Source organism: Pantoea sp. WEP (assembly GCF_041678305.1).
Classification (GTDB): domain Bacteria; phylum Pseudomonadota; class Gammaproteobacteria; order Enterobacterales; family Enterobacteriaceae; genus Pantoea; species Pantoea dispersa.
Map to the genome: position 1 here is coordinate 1,672,413 of NZ_JBGNXB010000001.1, position 24,857 is coordinate 1,697,269.

Consider the following 24,857-nt stretch of genomic DNA (forward strand, 5'->3'; position numbering starts at 1 on the left):
ATGGTGGTGCCGAAATAAATTGTCGTACGAATCGTAGCGGCGCAATCCATTGCGCATTCCGGCAGTTGTGCAGTGTTTCACTCAGCGCGATAAATCGCGCCGCTACAATGTGTGCATGATGATGGTGCAAAAATTCAATCCCGCACGAATCGTAGCGGCGCAATTCATTGCGCATTCCGGCAGCTGTGCAGTGTTTAACTCAGCGCGATAAATCGCGCCGCTACAATGTGAGCAGGATGGTGGTGCAGAAATACAATGCCGCACGAATCGTAGCGGCGCAATTTATTGCGCTTTATAACCGGCATCACTCTTGTTGATAATAATGATCCAGCTCCCACCTCAACGGGTTTTGCTCAATATATTGCCGTGCGAAAAACAGCTCTTTTTCATTGCGTATAATCCGCTCATAAAAATTGTGTTGCCACACTCTGTTTGCGATAACCCGACTAACGCCTGCCTTATAACCAGCTACGATTCTGCTTAAGGAATTATTGTTCTCGCCACACAGCCACAAAATGCCGTGTAGGTGATTTGGCATCACAACAAATGCATCTGTCATCAATCCTGGAACACGTAACGACAGATTAAGCCACTCCTGATATACAACACTCCCTGTTTTACTGGGAATCAGTTGCGCCTGCCTGATACGGCCAAACAGACATAACCGTTGTCGCGTAACGAGGGTAATAAAATAAGCTCCAGCTGCAGCGTAATCGTAATGCAACAGTCGTAATTGTTTTCTGAATTGCATAACAGCCTCCTTTCACAGAGCATCTGCTATCCGAATCAATTTTTCAGATTGTTTTTTAACTTCTCCGATCCAGATTCAAAAAAGCGCGAAAAATGACGCCGCTACGATTTCCGTTATAGACCAGCACGTAAATACATTCCCGCACAAATCGTAGCGCCGCAGTTTATTGCGTCTCTTCTGCACCCTCACACCATCCGCTCAATCTCGCTCAACGGCACCGCCCGGCTGAACAAATATCCCTGCAGCTCATTACACCCGGCATCGGCCAGCGCGTTTTTCTGGCCCTCGGTTTCGACGCCTTCGGCGGTGACGGTCAGGCCCATGGCGTGGCCGAGGCGCACCACGGATTCGACAATCGCGGTGGAGTTTTCCGCCACGCCCAGCGACTGGGTAAACGACCGGTCGATTTTAATCTTGTCGACCGGAAACGTGCTGAGATAATTCAGGCTCGAATAGCCGGTGCCGAAATCATCCAGCGCGATACGGAACCCGGCGTCGCGCAGCGCGATGATACTGTTGCGCGCTTCGTGTTCATCCTCAATCAACACGCCTTCGGTGATTTCCAGCTCCAGCCGCTGCGGATCGGCACCTTCCGACTGCACAATCTCAATCATGCGTTCGACAAACCCGCTGGCGCGGAACTGCACCGGCGAAACGTTCACCGCCACAATCACCTGCGGTAACTTCAGGGCGGTTTTGCAGGCCTCGCGCAGCACCCATTCGCCCAGCGGAATAATCATGCCGGTCTCTTCGGCGATGGCGATAAAGTCGGCAGGCGACACATCGCCGCGCTGCGGATGATGCCAGCGCAGCAGCGCTTCCAGTCCGACAATCTGCTGGCCGCTGATCTCCATCAGCGGCTGATACCACACCGCCAGACCGTCGTACGTGACCAGCGCCTGACGCAGATCCGCCGCTATCTGCTGGCGCGTGCGCAGCGATTCATCCATCACCTTTTCAAACTGGCGATACTGGCCGCGTCCGCCATTTTTCGCCTCGTACAGCGCAATGTCGGCTTTGCGCATCAGCTCCAGCCGGTCAATGCCATCGCGGGGTGCCAGCGCCAGGCCAATGCTGACGCCAACCCACAGCTCGTTGCCCACCAGCTGATACGGCTCGCCCAGCGCGGCGATGATGCGCTGCGCCAGCGCCTGCACCTGACCGATATTCTCTACCTCCGGCATCACGATGATAAATTCATCGCCGCCAATACGCCCGACGGTATCGCTGGCGCGCACCAGGTGGCTCAGGCGGCGCGCCACCTCGATAATCAGATCATCGCCGGCGTGATGGCCCCAGGTATCGTTAATGATTTTGAAGCGATCCAGATCCAGCAGCAGTAACGCCACGCGCTGGTCGTGACGGGTGGCGGCGGCCAGTGCCTGAGTCAGCCGATCTTCAACCAGCGCCCGGTTCGGCAGCCCGGTCAGCACATCGTGAAACGCCAGATGCTGCGCCTGCGCCTCGCTGGCCCCGAGCTTCAGCAGCGACTGCGATAAATCGAGCGAGGAAGTCCAGATACGCCGCACCATAAACAGACACAGCAGGGTGATCAGCAGCACCGAAATCAGCGTGGAGGGACCGAGGGTACGCAACATCTGCGCGCCCGGCTTGTCCGGATCCCAGCTGAGGTAGCCGACGATATCGCCCTGACGCGAGGTCAGCGAATAGCGCGCTTTGTGTTCGTTCTGCGGTACGCCATCGCTAAAGAAGAGCTGCCGCAGCTGACTGCGTTCAGACAGGTTGCGCAGATAGCCATCATCAAGAAACTTAATACTCACCAACCGGTAGCGCCCGGCCTCGCGCGTGCTGCTGATATCGCCCACCGCCAGCGCTGCCGCACGCTGGCCGATGCGCACAAAATCCGCGCGGTCGGCCGGACCGGGTACCTCATCACTGCTTTGCACCAGTGGCGTCTGCAACAGATCGCGCAGGTACGGCCCGATGCGCAGATCCGCCACCGGCTGGCCGTTGCGCCACACGGCGGTCGGCTGATTGGTGCGGTCAAGCAGCACAATCAGCTGATGATCAAACATATCGTACAGCCAGCTACCGACGTTTTGATTCAGCCAGTCGCTGTCCGGCTGCGGCTGCGCCAGTTGATCGGCGAGCGGGGACCAGCGCGTCAGGCTGCGCAGCTGGCGTAGATGTTCACTCAGGCTCTGATTGAACGAGGCAGCGATCATCCGCTGCTGCTGCTCGCGCGCCTCATGGTTGGTGGCCGAGGTGCTCCAGAACAGGCCGAAACCGGCACCGAGAAAAGTCAGCAGCAAAATCGCCACCAGCGGCAGGATCACTTCGCGCAAAAAATTGCGGCGAAAACCGTGCGAAAGTTTGAAGGTGTTTATCATTTTAAGGTTTCGCGCTCCGGGCAGGGCTTACTGATTAAATTAGCAGAATTTACGCAGCCTGCATCCGGTAAGGGAAGCGTTAAAGGCGTGAAACTGCACGCGATTTTTTTGCGCATAGTCACAAAGGTAACAGTTAAGTGGATTTTATTGAATTGGTCGCCGTCTGGCTGCCATCCTGCTGCCTTAAAGCAAATTCATCCGCACGTCACTGAGCCGTCACGGCACTGTCATCTGTCTCCCGCACTGTAGTCGCCATTCCGCAGCCTCTTCCGCTGCGCCCCTTAACCTGAAGCGAATGAGGTATTGAGCGTGATGGAGATATCCAGACATCCGACCACTGTCTATCAGGCGGTTGCCGCCCAGCTGGAGCAGGCGCTGCAGGAACGCTATCGCTGCGGCGATTATCTGCCGTCAGAACAGCAGCTGGCCGATCACTACGCCGTCAATCGCCACACGCTGCGCCGGGCGGTAGATGAGCTGGTGAACAAAGGCCTGCTGCAGCGGCGCCATGGCGTCGGCATCCTGGTGCTGATGCGCCCGTACGACTACCCGCTGCATGCCCAGGCGCGCTTTAGCCAGAACCTGCTGGAGCAGGGCAGTCATCCCACCAGCGAACGGCTGCTGGCGGTACTGCGTCCGGCCAGCAGCGACGTGGCCGCCGCGCTGGGCAGTGACGAGGGCGCCAGCGTCATTCATTTACGCACCCTGCGCCGCGTCAACGGCGTGCCGGTGTGCGTGATCAATCACTATCTGGCCGACCTGCGCTGGTGGCCGGCGCTGCAAACGTTCCAGCACGGTTCCCTGCACGACTTCATGCAGCAGCAGCTCGGCCTGCAGCTGAGCCGCCGTCAGACCCGCATCAGTACCCGCCGCGCACAGGCCAAAGAGTGCAAGCAGCTGGAGATTACGCTGCACGCGCCGCTGCTGTGCGTGCGCACCCTGAATACACAGCCGGACGGTCAGGTGGCGGAATACTCCGTCAGCCTGACGCGTGGCGACATGATTGAACTCACCCTGGAGCACCAATGAAACAGCAAACCGCCCGTCAGCACTGGCTTTCGGTGCTGGCGCACAGTGAAGCCAGCGCGCTGGCCAGCCACTGGCAGTCGCTACAGCTTACACCCGCCTTCGAGCGCCTGCGCCCGGCGGAAACCGGTTTAACCCGTCTGCAGGCGCGCATGGGCGGCAGCGGGAAACGCTTCGTTATGGGCGATGCCACCGTCACCCGCGCGGTGATCAGACTGCACGACGGCACGCTGGGTTTTAGCTATGTGCTGGGGCGCGATAAGGCGCATGCCGAACGCTGCGCGCTGATTGATGCGCTGCTGCAACAGCCGGAAACCCGGGCGCTGCTGCAGGAAAAAATTATTGCCCCGCTGGCGGCACTGCGTGAAGAGCAGCGCCAGCTGCGCGCGCGGGAAATCGCCAGCTCCAAAGTGGATTTCTTTACGCTGGTTCGCGGAGATAACGAATGACATTACTGGCAAGTTTTAACCATCCGGTTGCCGACGCCCAGCGCGCCTTCCGCCGCATTCTCAAAGCGATGAGCGAGCCTGGCGTGATGGTCTCGCTGCCGCTGGCGCAGGGCTGGGGCGATCTCTCCCCGGCAGCAACGGCGGTGCTGCTGACGCTGGTCGATCAGGAGAGCGCGCTGTGGCTGGATCGCCGCGTGGACAGCGATATCGTGCGCAGCAACCTGCGCTTTCACACCGGCGTACCGATTGTCGATGAGCGCGATGCCCCGTTTGCGCTGACCCACGCGGCGGCCAATCCCGATCCCGCCTGCTTCGCTGCCGGTGACAATCTGTCCCCTGAGAAGAGCACCACGCTGATTGTCGAAGTGCCGTCGCTCAACGGCGGGTTGACGCTGCGCCTCTCCGGGCCCGGCCTGCGTGAGCCGCGCGCCATCGCGCCGCAACTGCCGGCCGCCATTCTGACCTATCTGCGTGAGCGCCCGCATCCGTTCCCGCAGGGGGTGGATCTGATTTTCACCTGCGGTGAAGCGATGATGGCGCTGCCACGCACCACCGACGTGGAGGTGTGCTGATGTATGTAGCCGTGAAAGGGGGCGAAAAGGCGATTGCCAGCGCCCATCAGCTGCAGGCCGATCTGCGCCGTGGCGATCGCAGCGTTGCGGAGCTGGGCTGCGATCAGGTGGCGCAACAGCTGGGACTGGCGGTGGACCGGGTGATGACTGAAGGCGGCATCTTTGACACACAGCTGGCGGCCTTAGCTATCAAACAGGCCAGTGGTGATTTGGTCGAGGCGATTTTCCTGCTGCGCGCCTACCGCACCACGCTGCCGCGCCTCGCGGACAGCCTGGCGCTGGAAACCGCGGAAATGCGCATCGAGCGCCGCATCTCAGCAGTTTACAAAGATCTGCCCGGTGGCCAGGTGCTGGGCCCGACCTATGACTACAGCCACCGCCTGCTGGATTTTACCCTGCTGGCCAACGGCGAAACGCCGGCCGCCGCGCGTGACGATCAGGCGCTGGCGCAGCGTTGCCCGCATGTGTTCAGCATGATGACGCGTGAAGGGCTGGCAGCGCGTGAAGAGGATGACGGCAGCGAGCCGTGCGACATCACGCGCCAGCCGCCCGGTTATCCGGCGTCACGCGCCGCCCGCTTACAGCAGCTGGTGCGCGGCGACGAGGGGTTTCTACTGGCGCTTGGCTATTCGACCCAGCGCGGCTATGGCCGCAACCATCCGTTTGCCGGTGAAATCCGCACCGGCTATCTCAGCGTGTCGATCTGCCCCGAAGAGCTGGGTTTTGAGATTGAAATTGGCGAGATCCTGCTGACCGAATGCGAAATGGTCAACGGCTTCACCACCCAGGGCGACAGCGCGCCCCACTTTACCCGCGGCTATGGTCTGGTGTTCGGACGCGCAGAGCGTAAGGCGATGGCGATGGCGCTGGTGGACCGTGCGCTGCAGGCACCCGAGTATCAGGAGCGCATTGCCGGGCCGGCACAGGACGAAGAGTTCGTGCTGTCGCACGCCGATAACGTCGAAGCCGCCGGCTTTGTCTCGCACCTGAAACTGCCGCACTACGTGGATTTCCAGGCGGAGCTGGAGCTGCTGCAGCGGCTGCGCCAACAGCATCAGGAGCAGAATGATGAGTGAGTTAACCGGCTACAACAACGGCTACCTGGATGAGCAGACTAAACGCACCATCCGCCGCGCCATTCTGAAAGCGGTCGCGATCCCCGGCTATCAGGTGCCGTTTGCCGGCCGCGAAATGCCGATGCCGTATGGCTGGGGCACCGGCGGCATTCAAATCACTGCCAGCATTATTGGCGACAGCGACGTGCTGAAAGTGATCGATCAGGGCGCGGATGACACCACCAACGCGGTCTCTATCCGGCGCTTCTTCCAGCGCGTCAGCGGGGCGGCAACCACCGAAGCCACTAAGGACGCCACGCTGATCCAGACGCGGCACCGCATTCCGGAGACGCCGCTTGAAGAGGATCAGGTGCTGATTTTCCAGGTGCCGATCCCGGAGCCGCTGCGCTTTATTGAGCCGCGTGAGACCGAAACCCGCACCATGCACGCGCTGGAGGAGTACGGCATCATGCAGGTCAAGCTGTATGAAGATATCGCCCGCTACGGCCATATCGCCACCACCTATGCCTATCCGGTGAAGGTTAACGATCGCTACGTGATGGATCCGTCGCCGATTCCCAAATTCGACAACCCGAAGATGCACATGATGCCGGCGCTGCAGCTGTTTGGTGCCGGACGTGAAAAACGCATTTATGCGCTGCCGCCCTACACCAAAGTGGAAAGTCTTGATTTCGACGATCACCCGTTCAGCGTGCAGAGCTGGGAACAACCCTGTGCGCTGTGCGGTTCGCGCCACAGCTATCTCGACGAAGTGGTGATGGATGATGCCGGTACGCGCATGTTTGTCTGCTCCGATACCGATTTTTGCCACCAGCAGCAGGAACAACAGCATGCACAGTGAACAGCCGCTGCTCGCGGTCAATAACCTGACGCACCTCTACGCGCCGGGCAAAGGTTTTGAAGACGTCAGTTTTGCGCTCTATCCCGGAGAAGTGCTGGGAATTGTCGGTGAATCCGGCTCGGGGAAAACCACGCTGCTGCGCAGCCTGTCGGCGCGTCTGGTGCCCCAGCAGGGCAACATTCTTTATCGCGGCCGCGATCTGTATCAGCTCAGCGAGAGCGAGCGCCGGCGCTTACTGCGCACCGAGTGGGGCGTGGTGCATCAGCATCCGCTGGATGGTCTGCGTCCGCAGGTGACGGCGGGCGGCAATATTGGTGAGCGTCTGATGGCGATTGGACAGCGTCATTACGGCGACATCCGCAACGAGGCGCTGCGCTGGCTGCAGGACGTCGAAATTCCGGCCAGCCGCATCGACGATCTGCCCACCACCTTTTCCGGCGGCATGCAGCAGCGTTTGCAGATTGCGCGCAACCTGGTGACGCAGCCGACGCTGGTGTTTATGGATGAGCCGACCGGCGGGCTGGATGTTTCGGTGCAGGCGCGCCTGCTGGATCTGCTGCGCACGCTGGTGCGTGAGCTGAATCTGGCGGTGATTATCGTCACCCACGATCTGGGCGTCGCGCGTCTGCTGGCGCACCGCCTGCTGGTAATGAAGCAGGGCAAAGTGGTGGAGAGCGGGCTCACCGACCGGGTGCTCGACGATCCGCACCATCCGTACACCCAGCTGCTGGTTTCATCGGTGCTGGCATAGAACACGCTGGCGGTGCGCATTAATGCGCACTACTCACGAGGTGTGCACCAATCGTAGCGGCGCAATTTATTGCGCTCAGTTGAACAGCGAGCGTTGCTGTTAAATGCGCGATAAATCGCGCCGCTACGGTTACGTGCGGCTGCACGAATCATTATCAGGACATCAACATGCAACCCATTTTGCGCGTAGAGAATCTCAGCAAAACCTTTGTGCTGCACAACCAGAACAGCGCCGAGCTGCCGGTGCTGCAGCACGCCAGCCTTGAAGTGGCCGCCGGCGAATGCGTGGTGCTGCACGGGCGCTCCGGCAGCGGTAAATCCACGCTGCTGCGTGCGCTGTACGGTAACTATCAGGCCAACAGCGGCCACATCTGGCTGCAGCATCACGGCCAGTGGGTCGATCTGGCACAGGCACCAGCGCGTCAGATGCTGGCGATCCGCCGTGACACCGTCGGCTGGGTCAGCCAGTTTCTGCGCGTGATTCCGCGCGTACCGACGCTGGAGATTGTCATGCAGCCGCTGCTGGAGCGCGGCGTTGAACGCGCCCGCTGTGAACAGCGCGCCCGCGAACTGCTGACGCGTCTTAACGTGCCGCAGCGCCTGTGGTCGCTGGCTCCCTCGACCTTCTCCGGCGGGGAACAGCAGCGCGTCAACATCGCACGCGGCTTTATCGCTGACTATCCGGTGCTGCTGCTGGATGAACCCACGGCGTCACTCGACAGCGCTAACAGCGCGGCGGTGGTGGAGCTGATTGAACAGGCGCGCGCCCGCGGCGCCGCTATCGTAGGTATTTTCCATGACGAAGCGGTGCGCGCCCGGGTGGCCGACCGCCTGCACGTCATGCAGCCGCTGCACACAGGAGAACAGGCATGATCGTGAATAATGTCCGGCTGGTGCTGGAAAATGAGGTCGTCAGCGGATCGCTGGAGATGCGTGGTGGCCGGATCGCCAGCTTCAGCGACAGCGGCAGTCAGCAGCCGGGCGCGCTGGACGGCGGGAACGCGTTTTTGCTGCCGGGGCTGGTCGAGCTGCATACCGACAACCTCGATAAATTTTTCACGCCACGGCCCAAAGTCGACTGGCCGGCGCATTCGGCGATGAGCAGCCACGATGCACTGATGGTCGCCAGCGGCATCACCACGGTACTGGACGCCATCGGCGTCGGTGATGTACGCGACGGCGGTCACCGCCTCGAAAATCTGAGCAAAATGATTACGGCGATTCAGGACAGCAACCGCAAGGGCATCAACCGCGCCGACCACCAGCTACACCTGCGCTGTGAGCTACCCCATCACACCACGCTGCCGCTGTTTGAAGCGCTGATGAGCACCCCGGAGCTGTCGCTGGTGTCGCTGATGGATCATTCACCCGGCCAGCGCCAGTATGCGTCGCTGGAGATGTACCGCACCTACTATCAAGGCAAATATCAGCTCAACGATGAGCAGATGGATCAGTTTGAGCGCGAACAGCTGGCGCTGGCTGCCGAATTCTCCACGCCGAACCGCAACGCCATCGCTGGCCTGTGCCAGGCGCGCGGTATTCCGGTTGCCAGCCACGATGATGCCACGGCGGCGCACGTCGCGGAGTCACACGCGGTGGGCAGCGCCATTGCCGAGTTCCCCACCACGCTGGAAGCGGCTCGCGCCTCGCGCGACTGCGGCATGCGGGTGCTGATGGGCGCGCCCAACATTGTGCGCGGCGGATCGCACTCCGGCAATGTCGCGGCGTGGCAGCTGGCCAGCCACGGCCTGCTTGACATCCTCTCGTCGGATTACTATCCGGCCAGCCTGCTGGATGCGGTATTCCGCCTGGTGGCCGACGAGCGTAATGCGCTGACGCTACCGCAGGCGGCGGCGCTGGTCACGCGCAACCCGGCACAGGCGATTGGCCTGCACGATCGCGGCACGATTGCGGAAGGGCTGCGCGCCGACCTGGTGCTGGCACACACCGATCACGGTCATGTGCACATTCGCCACGTCTGGTCACAGGGCAGGCTGGTGTTCTGATGGCGCGCCTCATCTGGCTGACCGGGCCCTCAGGCTCGGGTAAAGACAGCCTGCTGAACGCGCTGCGCGAGGCGCCGCCGGACAAGCTGGTGATCGCCCATCGCTATATCACGCGGCCGGCCGATGCCGGCGGTGAAAACCACGTGGCGCTGAGCGAAGCCGAATTCCGCCGGCGGGAAGCGCTCGGCCTGTTCGCCATCAGCTGGCGCGCACACGGCCTGAGCTACGCGCTCGGCGAGGAGATTGACCACTGGCTGGCGCGCGGTCTCAACGTGCTGGTCAACGGTTCACGTCTGCATCTGCCAGTCGTGCGTCAGCACTACGGCGAGCAGCTGCTGCCGCTGGTGCTGCAGGTCTCGCCGGCCGTGCTGGCGGCACGGCTGCGCCAGCGCGGGCGCGAAAGTGAAGCCGACATTCAGCGACGGCTGGCGCGCGCGGCAGAACCGCTGCCTGCCCACTGCCACGCCCTCAACAACGATGGCGCGCTGATCGACACGCTCCATCAGCTGCGCCAGTTACTGGAGCATCCGCCATGAATCTGACCTTTCTCGGTACGGGCGGCGTGCAGGCCGCGCCGCTGTTCGGCTGCGACTGTCGCGCCTGTGAACGCGCCCGGCAGCAGCCACGCTATGCACGTCACGCCACCAGCGCGCTGATCGACACCGGGCGCGAGCGCATCCTGCTCGATGCCGGTCTGCCCGATCTGCATCAGCGCTTCCAGCCCGGTGAGCTGAGCCGCATTCTGCTGACGCATTTCCACATGGATCACGTGGCCGGCCTGTTCAGTCTGCGCTGGGGCCGCGGCGCGCCGATTCCGGTGTGGGCGCCACCGGATGAAAAGGGCTGCGACGATCTGTTTAAACATCCCGGCCTGCTGGCGTTTCGCCCGGCACTGACGCCTTTTGTCGCGCACAGCTTCGGCGCCCTGCAGGTGACGGCGCTGCCACTGCAGCATTCGCGGCTGACTTACGGCTACCTGTTCGACTGGCATGGCACGCGGCTGGCGTGGCTGTGCGACACCTGTGGTTTGCCACCGGACACCGCCGATTTCCTGCAGGGCCAGCCGCTCGATCAGCTGGTGATCGATTGTAACGATGCGCCGCGCGCCGCGGTGGGTAATCACAACGACGTTACCCGCGCACTGGACATCGTGGCCCGGCTGGCTCCGCGCCAGGCATGGCTGGTGCACCTGTCACATGAGATGGATAACTGGTTGCTGGACAATGGGTTACCGGAAAACGTCAGCGTACCGTTCGATGGCCAGCAGATTGCTGTCGGTTTGCGCGACGCTGTCACCGTTTAATCATGGTTCTGTCATCAGACCTTCATCGCCAGTGTCCGTAATAACGGGCAATCAACACCTCAGAAGAGATGGAGCGCAACATGGCACAGGCACTACTCAAAACCGTCGTCGACAATGCACATCCTGCCCAGCGCCATGGCGACAAGGTGCTGTCGGTGCAGGGGCTGTGCAAAGCCTTCGGTGATAACCGCGTGCTGGATGATGTCAGTTTCGATCTGCATGCGGGCGAGCTGGTGGCGGTAATCGGCCGCTCGGGCGCAGGCAAATCGACCCTGCTGCATATGCTGAACGGCACCATTGCCAGCAGCGAAGGCGCGATTCTCAGTATGCGTCACGGCGAGGCGGACCGCGATGTGGTGACGCTCAACAGCCGGCAGATGCGCGAATGGCGCAGCGAGTGCGGCATGATCTTTCAGGACTTCTGCCTGGTGCCGCGCCTCGACGTGCTGACCAACGTGCTGCTGGGCCGGCTCAGCCAGACCTCAACGCTGAAATCCTTTTTCAAAATCTTCTCTGACACCGACCGTGCGCAGGCGATTGAACTGCTGCAGTGGATGAACATGCTGCCGCAGGCGCTGCAGCGGGCGGAGAATCTGTCCGGCGGCCAGATGCAGCGCGTCGCCATCTGCCGCGCGCTGATGCAGCGCCCGAAAATCCTGCTGGCCGACGAGCCGGTGGCGTCGCTCGATCCCAAAAATACCAAACGCATCATGGATGTGCTGCGCCAGGTGAGCGAGCAGGGCATCAGCGTGATGGTCAACCTGCACTCGATTGAACTGGTGCAGCAGTATTGCACCCGGGTGATCGGCATCCAGCGCGGCAAAGTGCTGTTTGACGGCCATCCTGCTCAGTTGACCGACAGCCTGCTGCATGCGCTGTACGGCGACGAAATTAACCAACTCCACTAACTCCCACGGCAAGAGAAAATCTCACAATGAAACTGACTGCTTTAGCTTTACTGACAGGCGCTCTGATGGCTTTTGGCGTTAACGCAGCGGATGCACCGAAACAGCTGAACCTGGGAATTCTGGGCGGGCAGAACGCCACCCAGCAGATTGGCGATAACCAGTGTGTGAAAACCTTCTTCGACAAAGAACTGGGCGTGGATACGCAACTGCGCAACTCGTCTGACTATGCCGGCGTGATTCAGGGGCTGCTGGGCAACAAGATCGATATGGTGCTGAGCATGTCGCCGGCATCTTACGCCTCGGTCTATCTGCAAAACCCGAAGGCCGTGGATATCGTCGGTATCGTGGTGGATGACAAAGATGGCTCGAAAGGCTACCACTCGGTGGTGATCGTTAAAGCCGACAGCCCGTATAAGAAGCTGGAAGATCTGAAAGGTAAATCGTTTGGCATGGCCGATCCGGATTCCACCTCCGGCTTCCTGATGCCCAATCAGGCCTTTAAGAAAGAGTTTGGCGGTACGGTGGATGATAAGTACAACAACACTTTCTCCAGCGTGACGTTTTCCGGTGGCCACGAGCAGGACATCCTCGGCGTGCTGAATGGCCAGTTCGACGGCGCGGTGACCTGGACGTCGCTGATTGGCGATTACAACAGTGGTTATACCTCGGGGGCCTTTGGTCGTCTGATTCGTATGGATCACCCGGATCTGATGAAGCAGATTCGCATCATCTGGCAGTCGCCGCTGATTCCTAACGGCCCGATTCTGGTGAGTAATAACCTGCCCGCTGACTTCAAAGCGAAAGTGGTGGCCGCGATCAAAAAGCTGGATAAAGAAGATCACAGCTGCTTTGTTAAAGCGGTGGGCGGCGCCCAGCACATCGGCGCCGCCAGCGTCGCGGATTACCAGAATATCATCGATATGAAGCGCGACCTGATGAAGGGTGCTCGCGGGTAACGAGCGGGTGGTTCCGTGCGGTATTTCCCTCACCCCAGCCCTCTCCCGGGGGGAGAGGGGGCCGCACGTGCTACCGGACAATTCCCTCTCCCGCTGGCGGGAGAGGGTTAGGGTGAGGGCAATCCCTCGCCATCAACAAAGGATCTCTCCCTTGACCGATTTCGAACACTACTACCAACGTATTCGCCGCCAGCAAAAGCGCGACACGCTGCTGTGGTCGCTGCTGCTGGTGGCGCTCTATCTCGCGGCCGGCAACGTGGCGGAATTCAACCTGGTCACGGTCTGGCAATCGCTGCCTCACTTCTTTGACTACATCGGCGCGACGCTGCCGGTGCTGCACCTGCCGCTGCTGTTCGCGGACGTCAAAACCGAAGGTTCGCTGGCTTACTGGGGCTATCGCCTGCACTTTCAGCTGCCGCTGATCTGGGAAACCCTGCAGCTGGCGCTGTCCTCCACCCTGATTGCGGTACTGATCGCCGCCGTGCTGGCGTTTTTCGCAGCTGATAACACTCAGACGCCGCGCAGCCTGCGCGTGGCGATTCGCGCCTTTGTTGCCTTCCTGCGCACCATGCCGGAGCTGGCGTGGGCGGTAATGTTCGTGATGGCGTTCGGCATCGGTGCCATCCCCGGCTTTCTGGCGCTGGCGCTGCACACCATCGGCAGTCTGACCAAACTGTTCTACGAATCGATTGAGAGCGCCTCCAACAAACCGGTGCGCGGTCTCGCCGCCTGTGGTGCCAGCAAGCTGCAGCGTATGCGCTTCGCCTTCTGGCCGCAGGTGAAACCGACCTTTCTCTCCTACAGCTTTATGCGGCTGGAAATTAACTTCCGCTCCTCCACCATCCTCGGGCTGGTGGGCGCGGGCGGCATCGGTCAGGAGCTGATGACCAACATCAAACTGGATCGCTACGATCAGGTCAGCATGACGCTACTGCTGATCATCGTGGTGGTGTCGCTGCTGGATACGCTATCCGGCTGGCTGCGCCGCCGTGTGGTAGAAGGAGACGTAAAATGATCGCCTTAGCGCCCGATGTGGCGAAACTGAAACAGCAGCATGCTGCACTGTTTGCCGCGCAAAACCGTTATCTGCGGCGCATCGCGCTGATTGCACTGGCGCTGGTGCTCTACTATCTGTTCTTCTTCAGCGTGTTCGGCATCGACTGGCAGCGCTTTGTCATCGGCTGCCAGCAGCTCGGACGCTATTTCCTGCGCATGTTCGTCTGGCAGGATTTCGTCAACTGGCCGTTTGGCTACTATTTCTCGCAGGTCGGCATCACGCTGGCTATCGTGTTTGCCGGCACGCTCACCGCCACCGTCATCGCGCTGCCGGTCTCCTTTCTGGCGGCGCGCAATGTGATGCACGATCCGCTGACGCGGCCGATATCGCTGCTGGTGCGCCGGCTGCTGGATGTGCTGCGCGGCATCGACATGGCCATCTGGGGATTGATCTTCGTGCGGGCGGTAGGCATGGGGCCGCTGGCCGGGGTGCTGGCGATTGTGATGCAGGACATCGGCCTGCTGGGCAAGCTGTATGCCGAAGGGCATGAAGCGGTTGAACGCTCACCCAGTCGCGGCCTGAGCGCAGTGGGGGCCAACAGCCTGCAAAAACACCGTTACGGCATTTTTACCCAATCGTTTCCCACCTTTCTCGCGCTGAGTCTGTATCAGATTGAGTCCAACACCCGCTCGGCGGCGGTGCTGGGCTTTGTCGGCGCCGGTGGCGTCGGGCTGGTCTACGCCGAAAACATGCGCCTGTGGAACTGGGATGTAGTGATGTTTCTCACCGTGATTCTGGTGGTGGTGGTGATGGTGATGGACGCCATCTCCAGCCGGTTGCGTAAACGCTACATCACCGGGAAAGGGGTGCCGCTGTGGCAGCCTGCCGCGCGCGACTGAGCCGTTCGCTGCGCTGCCAGGCGCGCTCCAGCGCCTGCACCAGCTGCGCCTGCTGCCAGGGTTTCGCCAGCCGTTCACACAGCGGTAGCGTCACCGGCGTCTGGCGCAGATCCTGACCGCTGATCAGCAGGGTGGCCAGCTGTGGCCACTGCTGCTGCGCCTGACGAATCACATCCGCACCGTTCAGGGCACCCGGCAGCATCAGGTCACTGATCAGCAGATCGATATCCGGCGTCTGGCGCAGCAGCGTCAGCGCGCTCTCGCCGTCAGCACACTCCAGCGTCAGATAACCCAGCTGATGCAGATGTTCGCACAGCGTCTGGCGCACCGCCGGCTCGTCATCCAGCACCAGTATCAGGCGATCGCGGCTGGCGCGCGGCGTCAGCACCGGCGCGCTCACCAGCGGCTGCGCGGCTTCCGGCGCGCGCGGCAGCAGCAGACGCACCGTGGTGCCCTGGCCCGGCGCGGTTTCCAGTTCGATCTGTCCGCCGGACTGGCGCACAAATCCGTACACCATCGACAGCCCCAGCCCGCTGCCGCTGCCGGTGGCTTTGGTGGTAAAGAAGGGTTCAAACACCTGTTCCCGCACCTCGGCGGACATGCCGCAGCCGTGGTCAATCACTTCAATGGTGACGCGGTCGCGCTTGCCATCGGCCTCCTGAATCCGCTGATTCCAGATGCGCAGGCGAATTTCGCCGCTCTGGCGCTCCATGGCATCGCGCGCGTTCACCACCAGATTCATCAGGGCGTTCTCCAGCTGGCCGGCATCAATCCACGCCGGCCAGCCGGGGCGCTGCGCATCCACCACCAGATGCTGGCCGGGCAGCAGGGAGTGCTGCAGCAGCGACTGCAGATTTTCCACCAGCTCCACCACTGCAACGGCACGCGGATAAAGTGCCTGTTTGCGTGAGAAGGCCAGCAGACGCTGCGTCAGCTGAGCGGCACGATCGGCGGCCAGCCGCGCGCGCTCAATGCGGCTGGCCAGCGTGCCGGGCGGCAGCTGATCGACGGTCAGCGCCAGGCTGCCGATGATCACCGCCAGCAAATTATTGAAATCGTGCGCCAGGCCGCCGGTCAGCTGACCGACCGCTTTCATCTTCTGGCTGTGCAGCAGCGCCGCTTCCAGCGCCTTACGCGAGGTGCGCTCCAGCACCGTGTTGACCATGCCGCGCCGCGGCACCGGGCTGAAGCGCAGTTCCAGCGTGCGGCCATCCGGCAACCTGACTTCCTGCGCGTCATGCAGGCTGCTGAGCTGCACATCGACGCGATCGAGCAAACGCTGATAGTGCATGCCGCGATGCAGCTCGCGCGGCGCGAAGCCCAGCAGTTCGGCGTACTGCGCGTTCCACACCACCAACTGACCGCTGTTATCAAACAGCGCGAAGCCGTCGCGCATGGCGAGGAAGGTCGATTCCAGCTGGTTGCTTTTCTCTTTCAGTAGCTGCGAGGTGTGCGCCAGCGAAGCGGTGTTGCGGGCGAACACGTTAAAGGCGCGCGCCAGATCGCCCAGCTCATCGCGCCGTGCCAGGCCGGGCACGCTGACGCTTTTCTCCCCCTGCGCCAGCCGCGTCATGGCGTGCGCGATGGCGGTAAGGCTGGAGCCGAGATTGCGGTAGATGTAGTAACCGGCGTAACCGGTAATCAGCAGCGCCAGCAGCATAAACAGACCGATGAAACCGATGATTGAATCCAGTTCCTGATGGGCGGTGGCGCTGCGCGCATCGCTCTGCTGCGCTACCAGCTCAACATAGTGAGTGATGTCTTCGTTGAGCATCGCCACCAGCGCCTTGATGCGATACGTGGCGTAGGCGATGGCGATGTCACTCTGCTCCAGCTGACCGGTCACCGGCAGCAGCTGCTGGCTGGTGCTGACCAGCCGCGCGCGCTGCATCGCCAGCACGCCCTGCAGCGGCAGCGCAGACCAGATCGGCAGCACGCTGTTGAGCTGTTGCACTGCGGCTTGCGGCGTGGCGGACTGAATTGCCACGGTTAACAGCGCGGCCGTCTGCTGGCGCAGCGGCAGAAACGCACCGTCGCTGGCCAGCAGGTCGATACGGTTGAGCAGCAGCTGCGCCTGCCACAGGCCGCTGAGCATCACGTTACGCTGTAAATGGCGCTGATGCCCCTCCAGCAGCAGCTGGCTGATGCTTTGCTCCAGCATCTGGCTGCGTTCGCGGATGCGTGCCAGCAGCGCCGGCTGCTGTGCGGCCAGCGGCGCGCTGGCCAGCTGACTCAGCGACTGCTGCAGCGCCTGCTGGGTCTGCTGCAGACGCGCCGATTCGCTCTGGTATTCGAGCGCGCCCACCACCTGCGCCAGCCGCACCGCGGCGATGGCAACATTGGCCGTATCACGCGCCAGCGCCAGGCTGCCGTTCATATCGGCCAGCGTTTGTGCCTGTGCCTGCTCCTGAATGTGACCGGCGTGGCGAAAACCGAAAATAGCCACCAGGCTCACCGCCAGCGTAACGCTCACCACCAGCAGGTTAAACATCAGCAGGCGCCCGCGCGCGCCGGCGTGCCAGTGCAGACTGTGACTCATTGCTGCCGCTCCTTACCGCTCAACTCCGGCGAGTATAGAAGCGCGGCCGGGGCGCAATATGACAAATATGAACGGCGTCTGACATTTTCCATTTATCTGGCGTTGCTTAACTCGCGGCTATCCACTGGCAGCAGGAGCCTGAAGATGGCGGCGACACCGATATTAGAAATGCGGGCAATTACCCGGCGCTTCGGCAGCTTCTATGCGCTGAAAGGCGTCGACCTGACCGTCTGGCCGGGTGAAGTGCACGCGCTGATGGGCGAAAACGGTGCCGGTAAAAGTACCTTAATGAAGATTCTGGCCGGCGCGTATACCGCCAGCAGCGGGGAAATTCTTATCGATGGTCAACCCTACGCCATCCGGGGCCCGAAAGAGGCGCTGGCGGCAGGGATCACCCTGATTTATCAGGAAATCAACCTGGCGCCGAATCTGACGGTGGCAGAGAACATCTTTCTCGGCAGTGAAATTTCCCGTGGCGGGCTGGTGAAGCGTCGCCAGATGGCGGAAGAAGCGCAGCAGGTGATTAACCGCCTTGGCGCGCAGTTCAGCGCCACCGATCTGGTGAGCCGCCTGAGCATCGCCGAGCAGCAGCAGGTGGAAATTGCCCGCGCGCTGCATCGCAACAGCCGCATCCTGGTGATGGACGAACCCACCGCTGCGCTCTCGAATCGCGAAACCGAACAGCTGTTTGCGCTGATCAAACGCCTGCGCAGCGAAGGCATGGCGATCATCTATATCAGCCACCGCATGGCGGAAGTGTATGAGCTCTCCGATCGCGTCAGCGTGCTGCGCGACGGCCAGTACGTCGGCAGCCTGACGCGCGAACAGCTGAACGCCAGCGAACTGGTGCGCATGATGGTTGGCCGTCCGCTTAGCGATCTGTTCAACAAAGATCGCGCCATTAGCTTCGGCGAAATTCGTCTGGCGGTAAATCATCTGACCGACAACCGCAAAGTGCATCCCTGCAGCCTGGCGGTGCGCGCCGGGGAGATTGTCGGGCTGGCCGGGCTGGTCGGTGCCGGCCGCAGCGAGCTGGCGCAGCTGATTTTTGGTGTGCATCAGCCAGCCGGCGGGGAAATCTGGATCGACGGTGAAAAAGTACAGATTCACTCGCCGCGAGACGCCATTGCGCGCGGCATCGGTTTCCTGACCGAAAACCGCAAAGAGCAGGGGCTGTTTCTGGAACTGGCGGCGCAGGAAAACATCGTGATGGCCACGCTTGAGCGCGATGCCAGCTACGGCCTGCTTAACCGGCGCAAAGGGCAGAAGATCGCCAGCGAGGCGATTCAATCACTGAATATCCGCGTGCCGCACGCCCAGGTGCGCGCCGGCGGCTTATCCGGCGGCAACCAGCAGAAGCTGCTGATTTCGCGCTGGGTATCGATAGCGCCGCGCATCCTGATTCTGGATGAGCCGACGCGCGGCGTGGATGTCGGCGCCAAGAGTGAAATCTACCGCATGATGAACCAGATGGCGCAGCAGGGGGTGGCAATTTTGATGATCTCCAGCGAGCTGCCGGAAGTGGTGGGCATGAGCGACCGCGTGTACGTGATGCGCGAAGGCACCATCGCCGGCGAGCTGAGCGGCGAGCAGATTAGCCAGGAAAACATAATGACACTGGCCACCGGCGCGCAGCCGGTCCAGGCCTGAGGAGACGGGAATGACGAGTGAAACCGCACGCGTAAAAAGTCCAACGCTAAAACGTGCGTTGATGAGTGACCTGCTGCAAACCGTGGGTATCTTGCCGATTCTGATCCTGATCGTGGCGGTATTTGGCTTTGTCGCCCCGAACTTTTTTACCGAAGCTAACCTGCTGAATATCACGCGTCAGGCCTCCATCAACATTGTGCTGGCGGCGGGCATGACGTTTGTCATTCTCACCGGCGGCATTGACCTGTCGGTTGGCTCAATGCTGGGTACCACGGCGGTGGTGGCGATGGTGGTGTCGCTCGATCCGGCGTTTGCCGGGCTGACCATCCCCGCCGCGCTCGGAGCCGGGCTGATCATGGGGCTGTTCAACGGCATTCTGGTCGCCTGGGCGGGCCTGCCGCCGTTTATCGTCACGCTGGGCACCTATACCGCGCTGCGCGGGGCGGCCTATCTGCTGGCTAACGGCACCACGGTGATCAATTCGGATATCAACTTTGAGTGGATAGGCAACGGTTATCTCGGACCGATCCCGTGGCTGATTATCATTGCCTTTGCGGTGATTGCGCTGTGCTGGTTTATTTTGCGTCGCACCACGCTTGGCGTGCACATCTATGCGGTGGGCGGCAACATGCAGGCAGCGCGCCTGACCGGCATCAAAGTGGGTGCGGTGCTGGTGTTTGTCTACGCCATGAGCGGTCTGCTGTCCGGGCTGGGTGGCCTGATGAGCGCATCGCGTTTGTACAGCGCTAACGGCAACCTCGGCGTGGGCTATGAGCTGGACGCGATCGCCGCGGTGATTCTTGGCGGTACCAGCTTCGTCGGCGGCATTGGCACCATTACCGGCACGCTGATTGGCGCGCTGATTATCGCCACGCTGAACAACGGCATGACGCTGATGGGCGTGTCGTACTTCTGGCAACTGGTGATTAAGGGCGGGGTGATCATTATTGCGGTGCTGATCGATAAGTACCGTACGCGGCATCACGTGGGGTGAGGGGCGGGCGCTGGCTTTGGCCCTCACCCCAACCCTCTCCCGCTTGCGGGAGAGGGGGCTGTCCGGAGCGAAGAGGTAACTAACGTGCTTCACCTGAACACCATGCAGAACGGTTCCCTCTCTCGCTCGCGGGAGAGGGGGCTGTCCGGAGAGAGGATTCAGAAAACAAGAGCTTCACCTTAACACCATGTTGAACGGTTCCCTCTCCCGCTTGCTGGAGAGGAGGCTATCCGGAGAGAAGATTTAGAAAACAAGTGCTTCACCTGAACACCATGCTGAACGGTTCCCTCTCCCGCGGGCGGGAGAGGGCCAGGGTGAGGGCAAAGGCAATCAGGGCATAAAACCAAAAAAGCAGGAGAACATCGACTATGCGTTTTAATCCGATTATCACCGGACTGCTGGCCGCGACGCTGTTCAGTGCGCCATTTGTGCAGGCCAAAGAACTGAAATCCATCGGCGTGACGGTGGGCGATCTGGCTAACCCGCTCTTCGTCCAGATCACCAAAGGGGCGGAGCTCAAGGCGCGTCAGCTGGCGGGCGATAAGGTCAACGTGACGCTGGTCTCCAGCGGCTATGATCTTGGCCAGCAGGTAGCGCAGATTGACAACTTCATTGCCGCTAAAGTGGACATGATCATCCTCAACGCTGCCGACTCCAAAGGCATCGCGCCGGCGGTGAAGCGTGCGCGTGATGCCGGCATCGTGGTAGTGGCGGTGGACGTGGCCGCGGACGGTGCCAATGCCACCATCACCTCTGACAACACCCAGGCCGGGGCCATGGCCTGTAAATACATCTCCGACCGCCTGAAAGCCAAAGGCAACGTGGTCATCATCAACGGACCACCGGTGTCAGCGGTGCAGAACCGCGTGGAAGGCTGCATGAATGAGCTGAAAACCCACCCGGATATCAAACTGCTCTCTTACAACCAGAACGCCAAAGGCAGTCGCGAAGGCGGACTGGAAGTGATGACCGGTCTGCTGTCGGCCAATCCGAAGATAGATGCCGTGTTCGCCATCAACGATCCTACCGCTATCGGTGCCGATCTGGCGGCGAAACAGGCGCAGCGTAGCGAATTCTTTATCGTCGGCGTCGATGGATCGCCAGACGGCGAAGAGGCGCTGAAGCGCAAAGGCTCGCTCTTTGTCGCAACGCCAGCCCAGGATCCGCAGGTGATGGCGGCTAAAGCAGTTGAGATTGGCTATGACATCCTGCAGGGCAAGCCAGCGCCGGATAAGCCGGTGCTGATTCCGGTAACGCTGATCGATCGTAACAATGTCAGCAGCTACAAAGGCTGGACGGTGAAATAAGCCACACGGGCGTCGCGGTGCACATGCGCGCCGCGACGCCCGCCGGAGATGCAGCTATGCAACGTTCCGAAGTTAACGCGATTTTGCAACTGACCCGTGAATTCTTTCTGCGGCAGGATGTGCATCTGCCGCCGTGGGCCGATTACGGTCTCAGCCAGTGGCGTGCGCTGGACACCTCAGCCGCTGCCGAACTGCTGGCGCTGCACCTCGGCTGGGATGTCACCAGTTTTGGTGCCGATGATTTCAGCCAGACCGGCCTGACGCTGTTTACCCTGCGCAACGGTTCACGCGGCGGACAGCCGTGGGGCAAACCGTATGCGGAGAAGATCATGCACGTGCGCGAAGGGCAGGTGACGCCGATGCATTATCATCCGCAAAAAATGGAAGACATTATCAACCGCGGCGGTGGCAACCTGATTGTCACGCTACACAATCGCGACGGCGATCGGCTGGCGGATTCGCCGGTACAGGTCACGCTGGATGGCATCTGCCAGACCCATGCCGCCGGCTCCCAGCTGCGGCTGTCACCCGGCGAAAGCGTCACGTTACTGCCCGGTGTCTGGCACAGCTTCTGGGGCGAAACCGGCTACGGCGATGTGCTGGTGGGCGAAGTCTCCATGCCCAATGACGATGAGCACGACAACGTCTTTCTTACCCCGCTGGCGCGCTTTAATCCGATTGATGAGGATGAAGCGCCGCGCTGGCTGCTGTGTAACGAATATCACCGCTGGCTGGCATAACAGGAGTGTTCCATGGCACTGATCTCTCTGGCGCAGGGCCTCGCCCATGCGCAGCAGCACGGTTACGCGCTCGGCGCGTTCAACGTTCTCGACACCCACTTTCTGCGCGCGCTGTTCCATGCGGCGGAGCAGCAGCGTTCACCGTTTATCATCAACATTGCCGAGGTGCATTTTAAATACGTCAGCCTGGAACCGCTGATCGCCGCTATCCGTGCCGAAGCGGCGCTGCACGCCATCCCGGTGGTGCTCAACCTCGATCACGGCCTGCATTTTGATGCGGTGATGCAGGCGATTCGTCTCGGCTTCACCTCGGTAATGTTCGATGGTTCAACCCTGAGCTATGACGAGAACATTCGCCAGACGCGGGAAGTGGTGAAGATGTGCCACGCGCTGGGCATTTCGGTCGAGGCTGAGCTGGGCGCCGTGGGCGGCGATGAGGGTGGCGCGCTGTTTGGCGAAGCGGACAGTAATAAATTCACCGACCCGGCGCTGGCGGCGGAATTTGTCCAGGCAACCGGCATCGACTGCCTCGCAGTGGCCATCGGCAACGCGCACGGCAAATACAAAGGCGAGCCAAAGCTGGATTTTGACCGTCTGGCGGCGATTCGCGCAGCGGCCGGCATTCCGCTGGTACTGCACGGCGGTTCCGGCATCAGCGACGCCGATTTCCGTCGCGCCATCAGCCTCGGCATTCACAAAATCAACTTCTACACCGGGATGTCGCAGGCGGCGCTCGGGGCGATTGAAACGCAAATCACCCAGCGCGACGCGCGCTACGACTCTTTTGCCGAACTGTTAATGGCGGTTGAACGCGACATCGCCAGCGTTGTGGCCCAGCAGATGCAGGTGTTTGGCAGCGCCGGGAGGGCCTGACATGGCAGCACGCAACGGCATTCTGGCGGCGGGTAATATGCTGGTGGATCACGTGCAGCGCATCAGCCACTGGCCAGAACAGGGCTGGCTGGCCGAGATTAGCCACAGCGAGAAATGCAGCGGCGGTGCGGCGCTGAATGTGCTGTTTACCCTGGCGCGCATGCAGGTCGGTCTGCCGCTGGCCGCCGTGGGGATGCTGGGCGAGGACAGCGACGGCGATTACCTGCTGCAGCTGCTGGATGAACATCATGTGGATCATCAGCACGTGCAGCGCACCGGTGCGGCAGCCACGGCGATGACGCAGGTGATGACCGCGCCGGACGGTCAGCGCACCTTTTTTCACGCGCGCGGGGCCAATGCGCAGCTCGATGTGGCGCACTTTGCTCACCTCGCCACCGCGCACCGCATCTTCCACCTCGGCTATCTGCTGTTACTGGATAAGCTCGACCAGCCCGATGTGCAGTACGGTACCCGCAGTGCCCGGCTGCTGGCGGAGATGCAGCAGCGTGGCTATCTCACCTCGCTCGATCTGGTTTCGCGCGCCGGCGAGTATCAGGCGCTGGTGAAGCCGGCACTGCGCTGGCTCGATTATCTGGTGATTAACGAACTGGAAGCGCAGGCGCTCACCGGCATCGAGCTGCGCAGCAGTGGCACGCTGGCGTCACCGGCGGCTTTTGCTGCTGCGGCACGCTGGCTGCTGGCACAGGGTGTGCGCCAGCGCGTGGTGATTCATGCACCGGAAGGCGCATGGGGCCAGCAGCCAGCGGGCGACGGCCTGTGGCAGCCCGCCTGGTGCTTAGCGGCAGAGGAGATTGTCGGCAGCGTCGGGGCGGGCGATGCCTTCTGCGCCGGCGTGCTCTACGCCAGCCATCAAAACTACAACCTGCAGCAGACGTTAAAACTGGCCCATACCTGCGCCAGCTTTAATCTGCATGCGGCCAACGCGCTGGACGGCATCCGGCCACTGAGCGAGATGCAGCGCTGGATGAATCAGGCGATTTGCGTTTCGCGCGCCGCGGCGGACGGGCGCATCACATCGGCGGAAAAAACATAGCCCAGTCCGCGAATGGTGCGGATCAGGATCGGCTGATGCGGATTAGCCTCGATTTTGCGTCTGAGGCGCATGATCAACACATCAATGGTGCGATCGAACACGTCGAGGCTCTCGCTGTGGGTCAGCTCCAGCAGCTGGTCGCGCGTCAGGACCTTACGCGCGTGGCCGACCAGCGCGCGCAGCAGGCTGTATTCGCCCTGGGTGAGCGGTACGCTTTCACGCTGCGGATTGAACAGCTGACAACGCACATCATCCAGCCGCCAGCCATTAAACTGCCAGCCGTCATCAATCACCGTTTCCGGCTGCGCCAGTCGCCCGCAGCGGCGTAGCGCCGCACGGGCCCGCGCCACCACCACGCGGGGATTAAAGGGTTTGGCGATATAGTCGTCGGCACCCATCTCCAGTCCAACCACCATATCGGCTTCCGATCCCATGCCGGTCAGCATGATCACCAGCAGCTCAGGGCGCTGACGCTGCATCTGCTGTAATACCAGCAGGCCGTTGGTATCGGGCAGCATCATATCCAGCATCACCAGGGAGATTTCCGGATGCTGCGCCAGCAGCGCCAGGGCGTCGCGCCCCTGATGACAGCTATAAACGGTAAACACATGTTCGCTCAGCACATCGTGGAGCAATTCGCAGATGGCACGATCATCATCAACGACCAGAATCGCGGGCTTCATTGCACTGCCTCTTTTGTTGCGAAAGGGTTAAACGCAGTGTAACCCGGCGTTTTTAAGCTGCTGAAACGCGCAGCAGAAACGTGAGCGCCATCGCCTGGCAGAGTGTGAAAGCGTGCGTTACCGCAATATTTC

The 24,857-nt window shown here is 61.3% G+C and carries 24 protein-coding genes; 20 read left to right on the forward strand and 4 right to left on the reverse strand.

The features are described 5' to 3' along the window. Positions 1-304: 304 nt before the first annotated feature. Together ABVR31_RS07580 and ABVR31_RS07585 are read right to left on the reverse strand one after the other, a co-directional pair. Positions 305-751: a transposase gene (locus ABVR31_RS07580; RefSeq protein ID WP_088518066.1), complete on the reverse strand. Its 447-nt coding sequence runs from the start codon at positions 749-751 to the stop codon at positions 305-307. 185 nt (positions 752-936) lie between these two features. Beyond that, positions 937-3,102: a putative bifunctional diguanylate cyclase/phosphodiesterase gene (locus ABVR31_RS07585; RefSeq protein WP_372772304.1), complete on the reverse strand. Its 2,166-nt coding sequence runs from the start codon at positions 3,100-3,102 to the stop codon at positions 937-939. A gap of 312 nt (positions 3,103-3,414) precedes the next feature. On the opposite strand from ABVR31_RS07585, the gene phnF reads away from it, so the two are divergent. The 14 genes from phnF (at position 3,415) to phnE (ABVR31_RS07655) (ending at position 14,885) form a co-directional block, all read left to right on the forward strand. Next, positions 3,415-4,131, forward strand: coding sequence for a phosphonate metabolism transcriptional regulator PhnF (phnF, locus tag ABVR31_RS07590; RefSeq protein WP_088518068.1), 717 nt, complete (start codon positions 3,415-3,417; stop codon positions 4,129-4,131). Then, the gene (gene phnG, locus ABVR31_RS07595; protein WP_215800866.1) at positions 4,128-4,577 is read left to right on the forward strand and encodes a phosphonate C-P lyase system protein PhnG; all 450 of its coding nucleotides are present in this window, start codon (positions 4,128-4,130) and stop codon (positions 4,575-4,577) included. Before phnF ends, phnG begins: the two co-directional genes overlap by 4 nt. Beyond that, positions 4,574-5,149 carry a phosphonate C-P lyase system protein PhnH gene (phnH, locus tag ABVR31_RS07600; protein ID WP_058771117.1) on the forward strand — a complete coding sequence of 192 codons (576 nt, stop codon included), beginning with the start codon at positions 4,574-4,576 and terminating at the stop codon, positions 5,147-5,149. The genes phnG and phnH overlap by 4 nt, the downstream gene beginning before the upstream one ends. After that, the gene (locus tag ABVR31_RS07605) at positions 5,149-6,225 is read left to right on the forward strand and encodes a carbon-phosphorus lyase complex subunit PhnI (RefSeq protein WP_021509798.1); all 1,077 of its coding nucleotides are present in this window, start codon (positions 5,149-5,151) and stop codon (positions 6,223-6,225) included. Before phnH ends, ABVR31_RS07605 begins: the two co-directional genes overlap by 1 nt. Continuing rightward, positions 6,218-7,066: an alpha-D-ribose 1-methylphosphonate 5-phosphate C-P-lyase PhnJ gene (locus ABVR31_RS07610; protein ID WP_021509799.1), complete on the forward strand. Its 849-nt coding sequence runs from the start codon at positions 6,218-6,220 to the stop codon at positions 7,064-7,066. The genes ABVR31_RS07605 and ABVR31_RS07610 overlap by 8 nt, the downstream gene beginning before the upstream one ends. Further along, positions 7,056-7,817, forward strand: a complete 762-nt coding sequence (gene phnK / locus ABVR31_RS07615) for a phosphonate C-P lyase system protein PhnK (protein WP_288421874.1) — start codon at positions 7,056-7,058, stop codon at positions 7,815-7,817. The genes ABVR31_RS07610 and phnK overlap by 11 nt, the downstream gene beginning before the upstream one ends. Positions 7,818-7,984: 167 nt before the next feature. Then, entirely contained in the window at positions 7,985-8,689 is a 705-nt protein-coding gene (gene phnL, locus ABVR31_RS07620; protein ID WP_021509801.1) for a phosphonate C-P lyase system protein PhnL, read from the forward strand. Further along, the gene (gene phnM, locus ABVR31_RS07625) at positions 8,686-9,822 is read left to right on the forward strand and encodes an alpha-D-ribose 1-methylphosphonate 5-triphosphate diphosphatase (RefSeq protein ID WP_021509802.1); all 1,137 of its coding nucleotides are present in this window, start codon (positions 8,686-8,688) and stop codon (positions 9,820-9,822) included. Before phnL ends, phnM begins: the two co-directional genes overlap by 4 nt. Then, on the forward strand, positions 9,822-10,358 hold the full coding sequence (phnN, locus tag ABVR31_RS07630; RefSeq protein WP_104188816.1) for a ribose 1,5-bisphosphokinase: 537 nt from the start codon (positions 9,822-9,824) through the stop codon (positions 10,356-10,358). Before phnM ends, phnN begins: the two co-directional genes overlap by 1 nt. After that, entirely contained in the window at positions 10,355-11,125 is a 771-nt protein-coding gene (gene phnP / locus ABVR31_RS07635) for a phosphonate metabolism protein PhnP (RefSeq protein WP_315658605.1), read from the forward strand. Before phnN ends, phnP begins: the two co-directional genes overlap by 4 nt. 80 nt (positions 11,126-11,205) lie before the next feature. Further along, positions 11,206-12,033, forward strand: coding sequence for a phosphonate ABC transporter ATP-binding protein (gene phnC / locus ABVR31_RS07640; RefSeq protein WP_021509805.1), 828 nt, complete (start codon positions 11,206-11,208; stop codon positions 12,031-12,033). A gap of 26 nt (positions 12,034-12,059) precedes the next feature. Next, positions 12,060-12,989, forward strand: coding sequence for a phosphonate ABC transporter substrate-binding protein (gene phnD, locus ABVR31_RS07645; protein ID WP_031280167.1), 930 nt, complete (start codon positions 12,060-12,062; stop codon positions 12,987-12,989). A gap of 151 nt (positions 12,990-13,140) precedes the next feature. Further along, the gene (gene phnE / locus ABVR31_RS07650; RefSeq protein ID WP_372772309.1) at positions 13,141-14,004 is read left to right on the forward strand and encodes a phosphonate ABC transporter, permease protein PhnE; all 864 of its coding nucleotides are present in this window, start codon (positions 13,141-13,143) and stop codon (positions 14,002-14,004) included. Beyond that, positions 14,001-14,885, forward strand: a complete 885-nt coding sequence (gene phnE, locus ABVR31_RS07655) for a phosphonate ABC transporter, permease protein PhnE (RefSeq protein ID WP_058757355.1) — start codon at positions 14,001-14,003, stop codon at positions 14,883-14,885. Before phnE (ABVR31_RS07650) ends, phnE (ABVR31_RS07655) begins: the two co-directional genes overlap by 4 nt. Here the strand turns inward: phnE (ABVR31_RS07655) and ABVR31_RS07660 are convergent. Continuing rightward, positions 14,839-17,424: an ATP-binding protein gene (locus tag ABVR31_RS07660; protein ID WP_372772311.1), complete on the reverse strand. Its 2,586-nt coding sequence runs from the start codon at positions 17,422-17,424 to the stop codon at positions 14,839-14,841. The genes phnE (ABVR31_RS07655) and ABVR31_RS07660 overlap by 47 nt on opposite strands. A 144-nt stretch (positions 17,425-17,568) precedes the next feature. On the opposite strand from ABVR31_RS07660, the gene ABVR31_RS07665 reads away from it, so the two are divergent. The 6 genes from ABVR31_RS07665 to ABVR31_RS07690 all read left to right on the forward strand — a co-directional run bounded on the left by ABVR31_RS07665 (position 17,569) and on the right by ABVR31_RS07690 (position 24,042). Continuing rightward, on the forward strand, positions 17,569-19,074 hold the full coding sequence (locus ABVR31_RS07665) for a sugar ABC transporter ATP-binding protein (RefSeq protein WP_058771123.1): 1,506 nt from the start codon (positions 17,569-17,571) through the stop codon (positions 19,072-19,074). A 10-nt stretch (positions 19,075-19,084) separates the two neighbouring features. Further along, on the forward strand, positions 19,085-20,068 hold the full coding sequence (locus ABVR31_RS07670) for a COG4158 family protein (protein ID WP_021509811.1): 984 nt from the start codon (positions 19,085-19,087) through the stop codon (positions 20,066-20,068). 368 nt (positions 20,069-20,436) lie between these two features. Then, positions 20,437-21,375 (forward strand): ABC transporter substrate-binding protein, encoded by a 939-nt coding sequence (locus tag ABVR31_RS07675; RefSeq protein WP_372772313.1) that lies wholly within the window; start codon positions 20,437-20,439, stop codon positions 21,373-21,375. Between the two features lie 56 nt (positions 21,376-21,431). Continuing rightward, positions 21,432-22,115: a D-lyxose/D-mannose family sugar isomerase gene (locus ABVR31_RS07680; RefSeq protein WP_021509813.1), complete on the forward strand. Its 684-nt coding sequence runs from the start codon at positions 21,432-21,434 to the stop codon at positions 22,113-22,115. 12 nt (positions 22,116-22,127) lie between these two features. Further along, the gene (locus ABVR31_RS07685) at positions 22,128-22,988 is read left to right on the forward strand and encodes a ketose 1,6-bisphosphate aldolase (RefSeq protein WP_058757359.1); all 861 of its coding nucleotides are present in this window, start codon (positions 22,128-22,130) and stop codon (positions 22,986-22,988) included. Position 22,989: 1 nt separating this feature from the next. Continuing rightward, positions 22,990-24,042, forward strand: coding sequence for a carbohydrate kinase family protein (locus ABVR31_RS07690; protein WP_372772315.1), 1,053 nt, complete (start codon positions 22,990-22,992; stop codon positions 24,040-24,042). Here the strand turns inward: ABVR31_RS07690 and ABVR31_RS07695 are convergent. Continuing rightward, positions 23,979-24,725 carry a response regulator gene (locus ABVR31_RS07695; protein WP_104188831.1) on the reverse strand — a complete coding sequence of 249 codons (747 nt, stop codon included), beginning with the start codon at positions 24,723-24,725 and terminating at the stop codon, positions 23,979-23,981. The genes ABVR31_RS07690 and ABVR31_RS07695 overlap by 64 nt on opposite strands. Between the last annotated feature and the right edge of the window lie 132 nt (positions 24,726-24,857).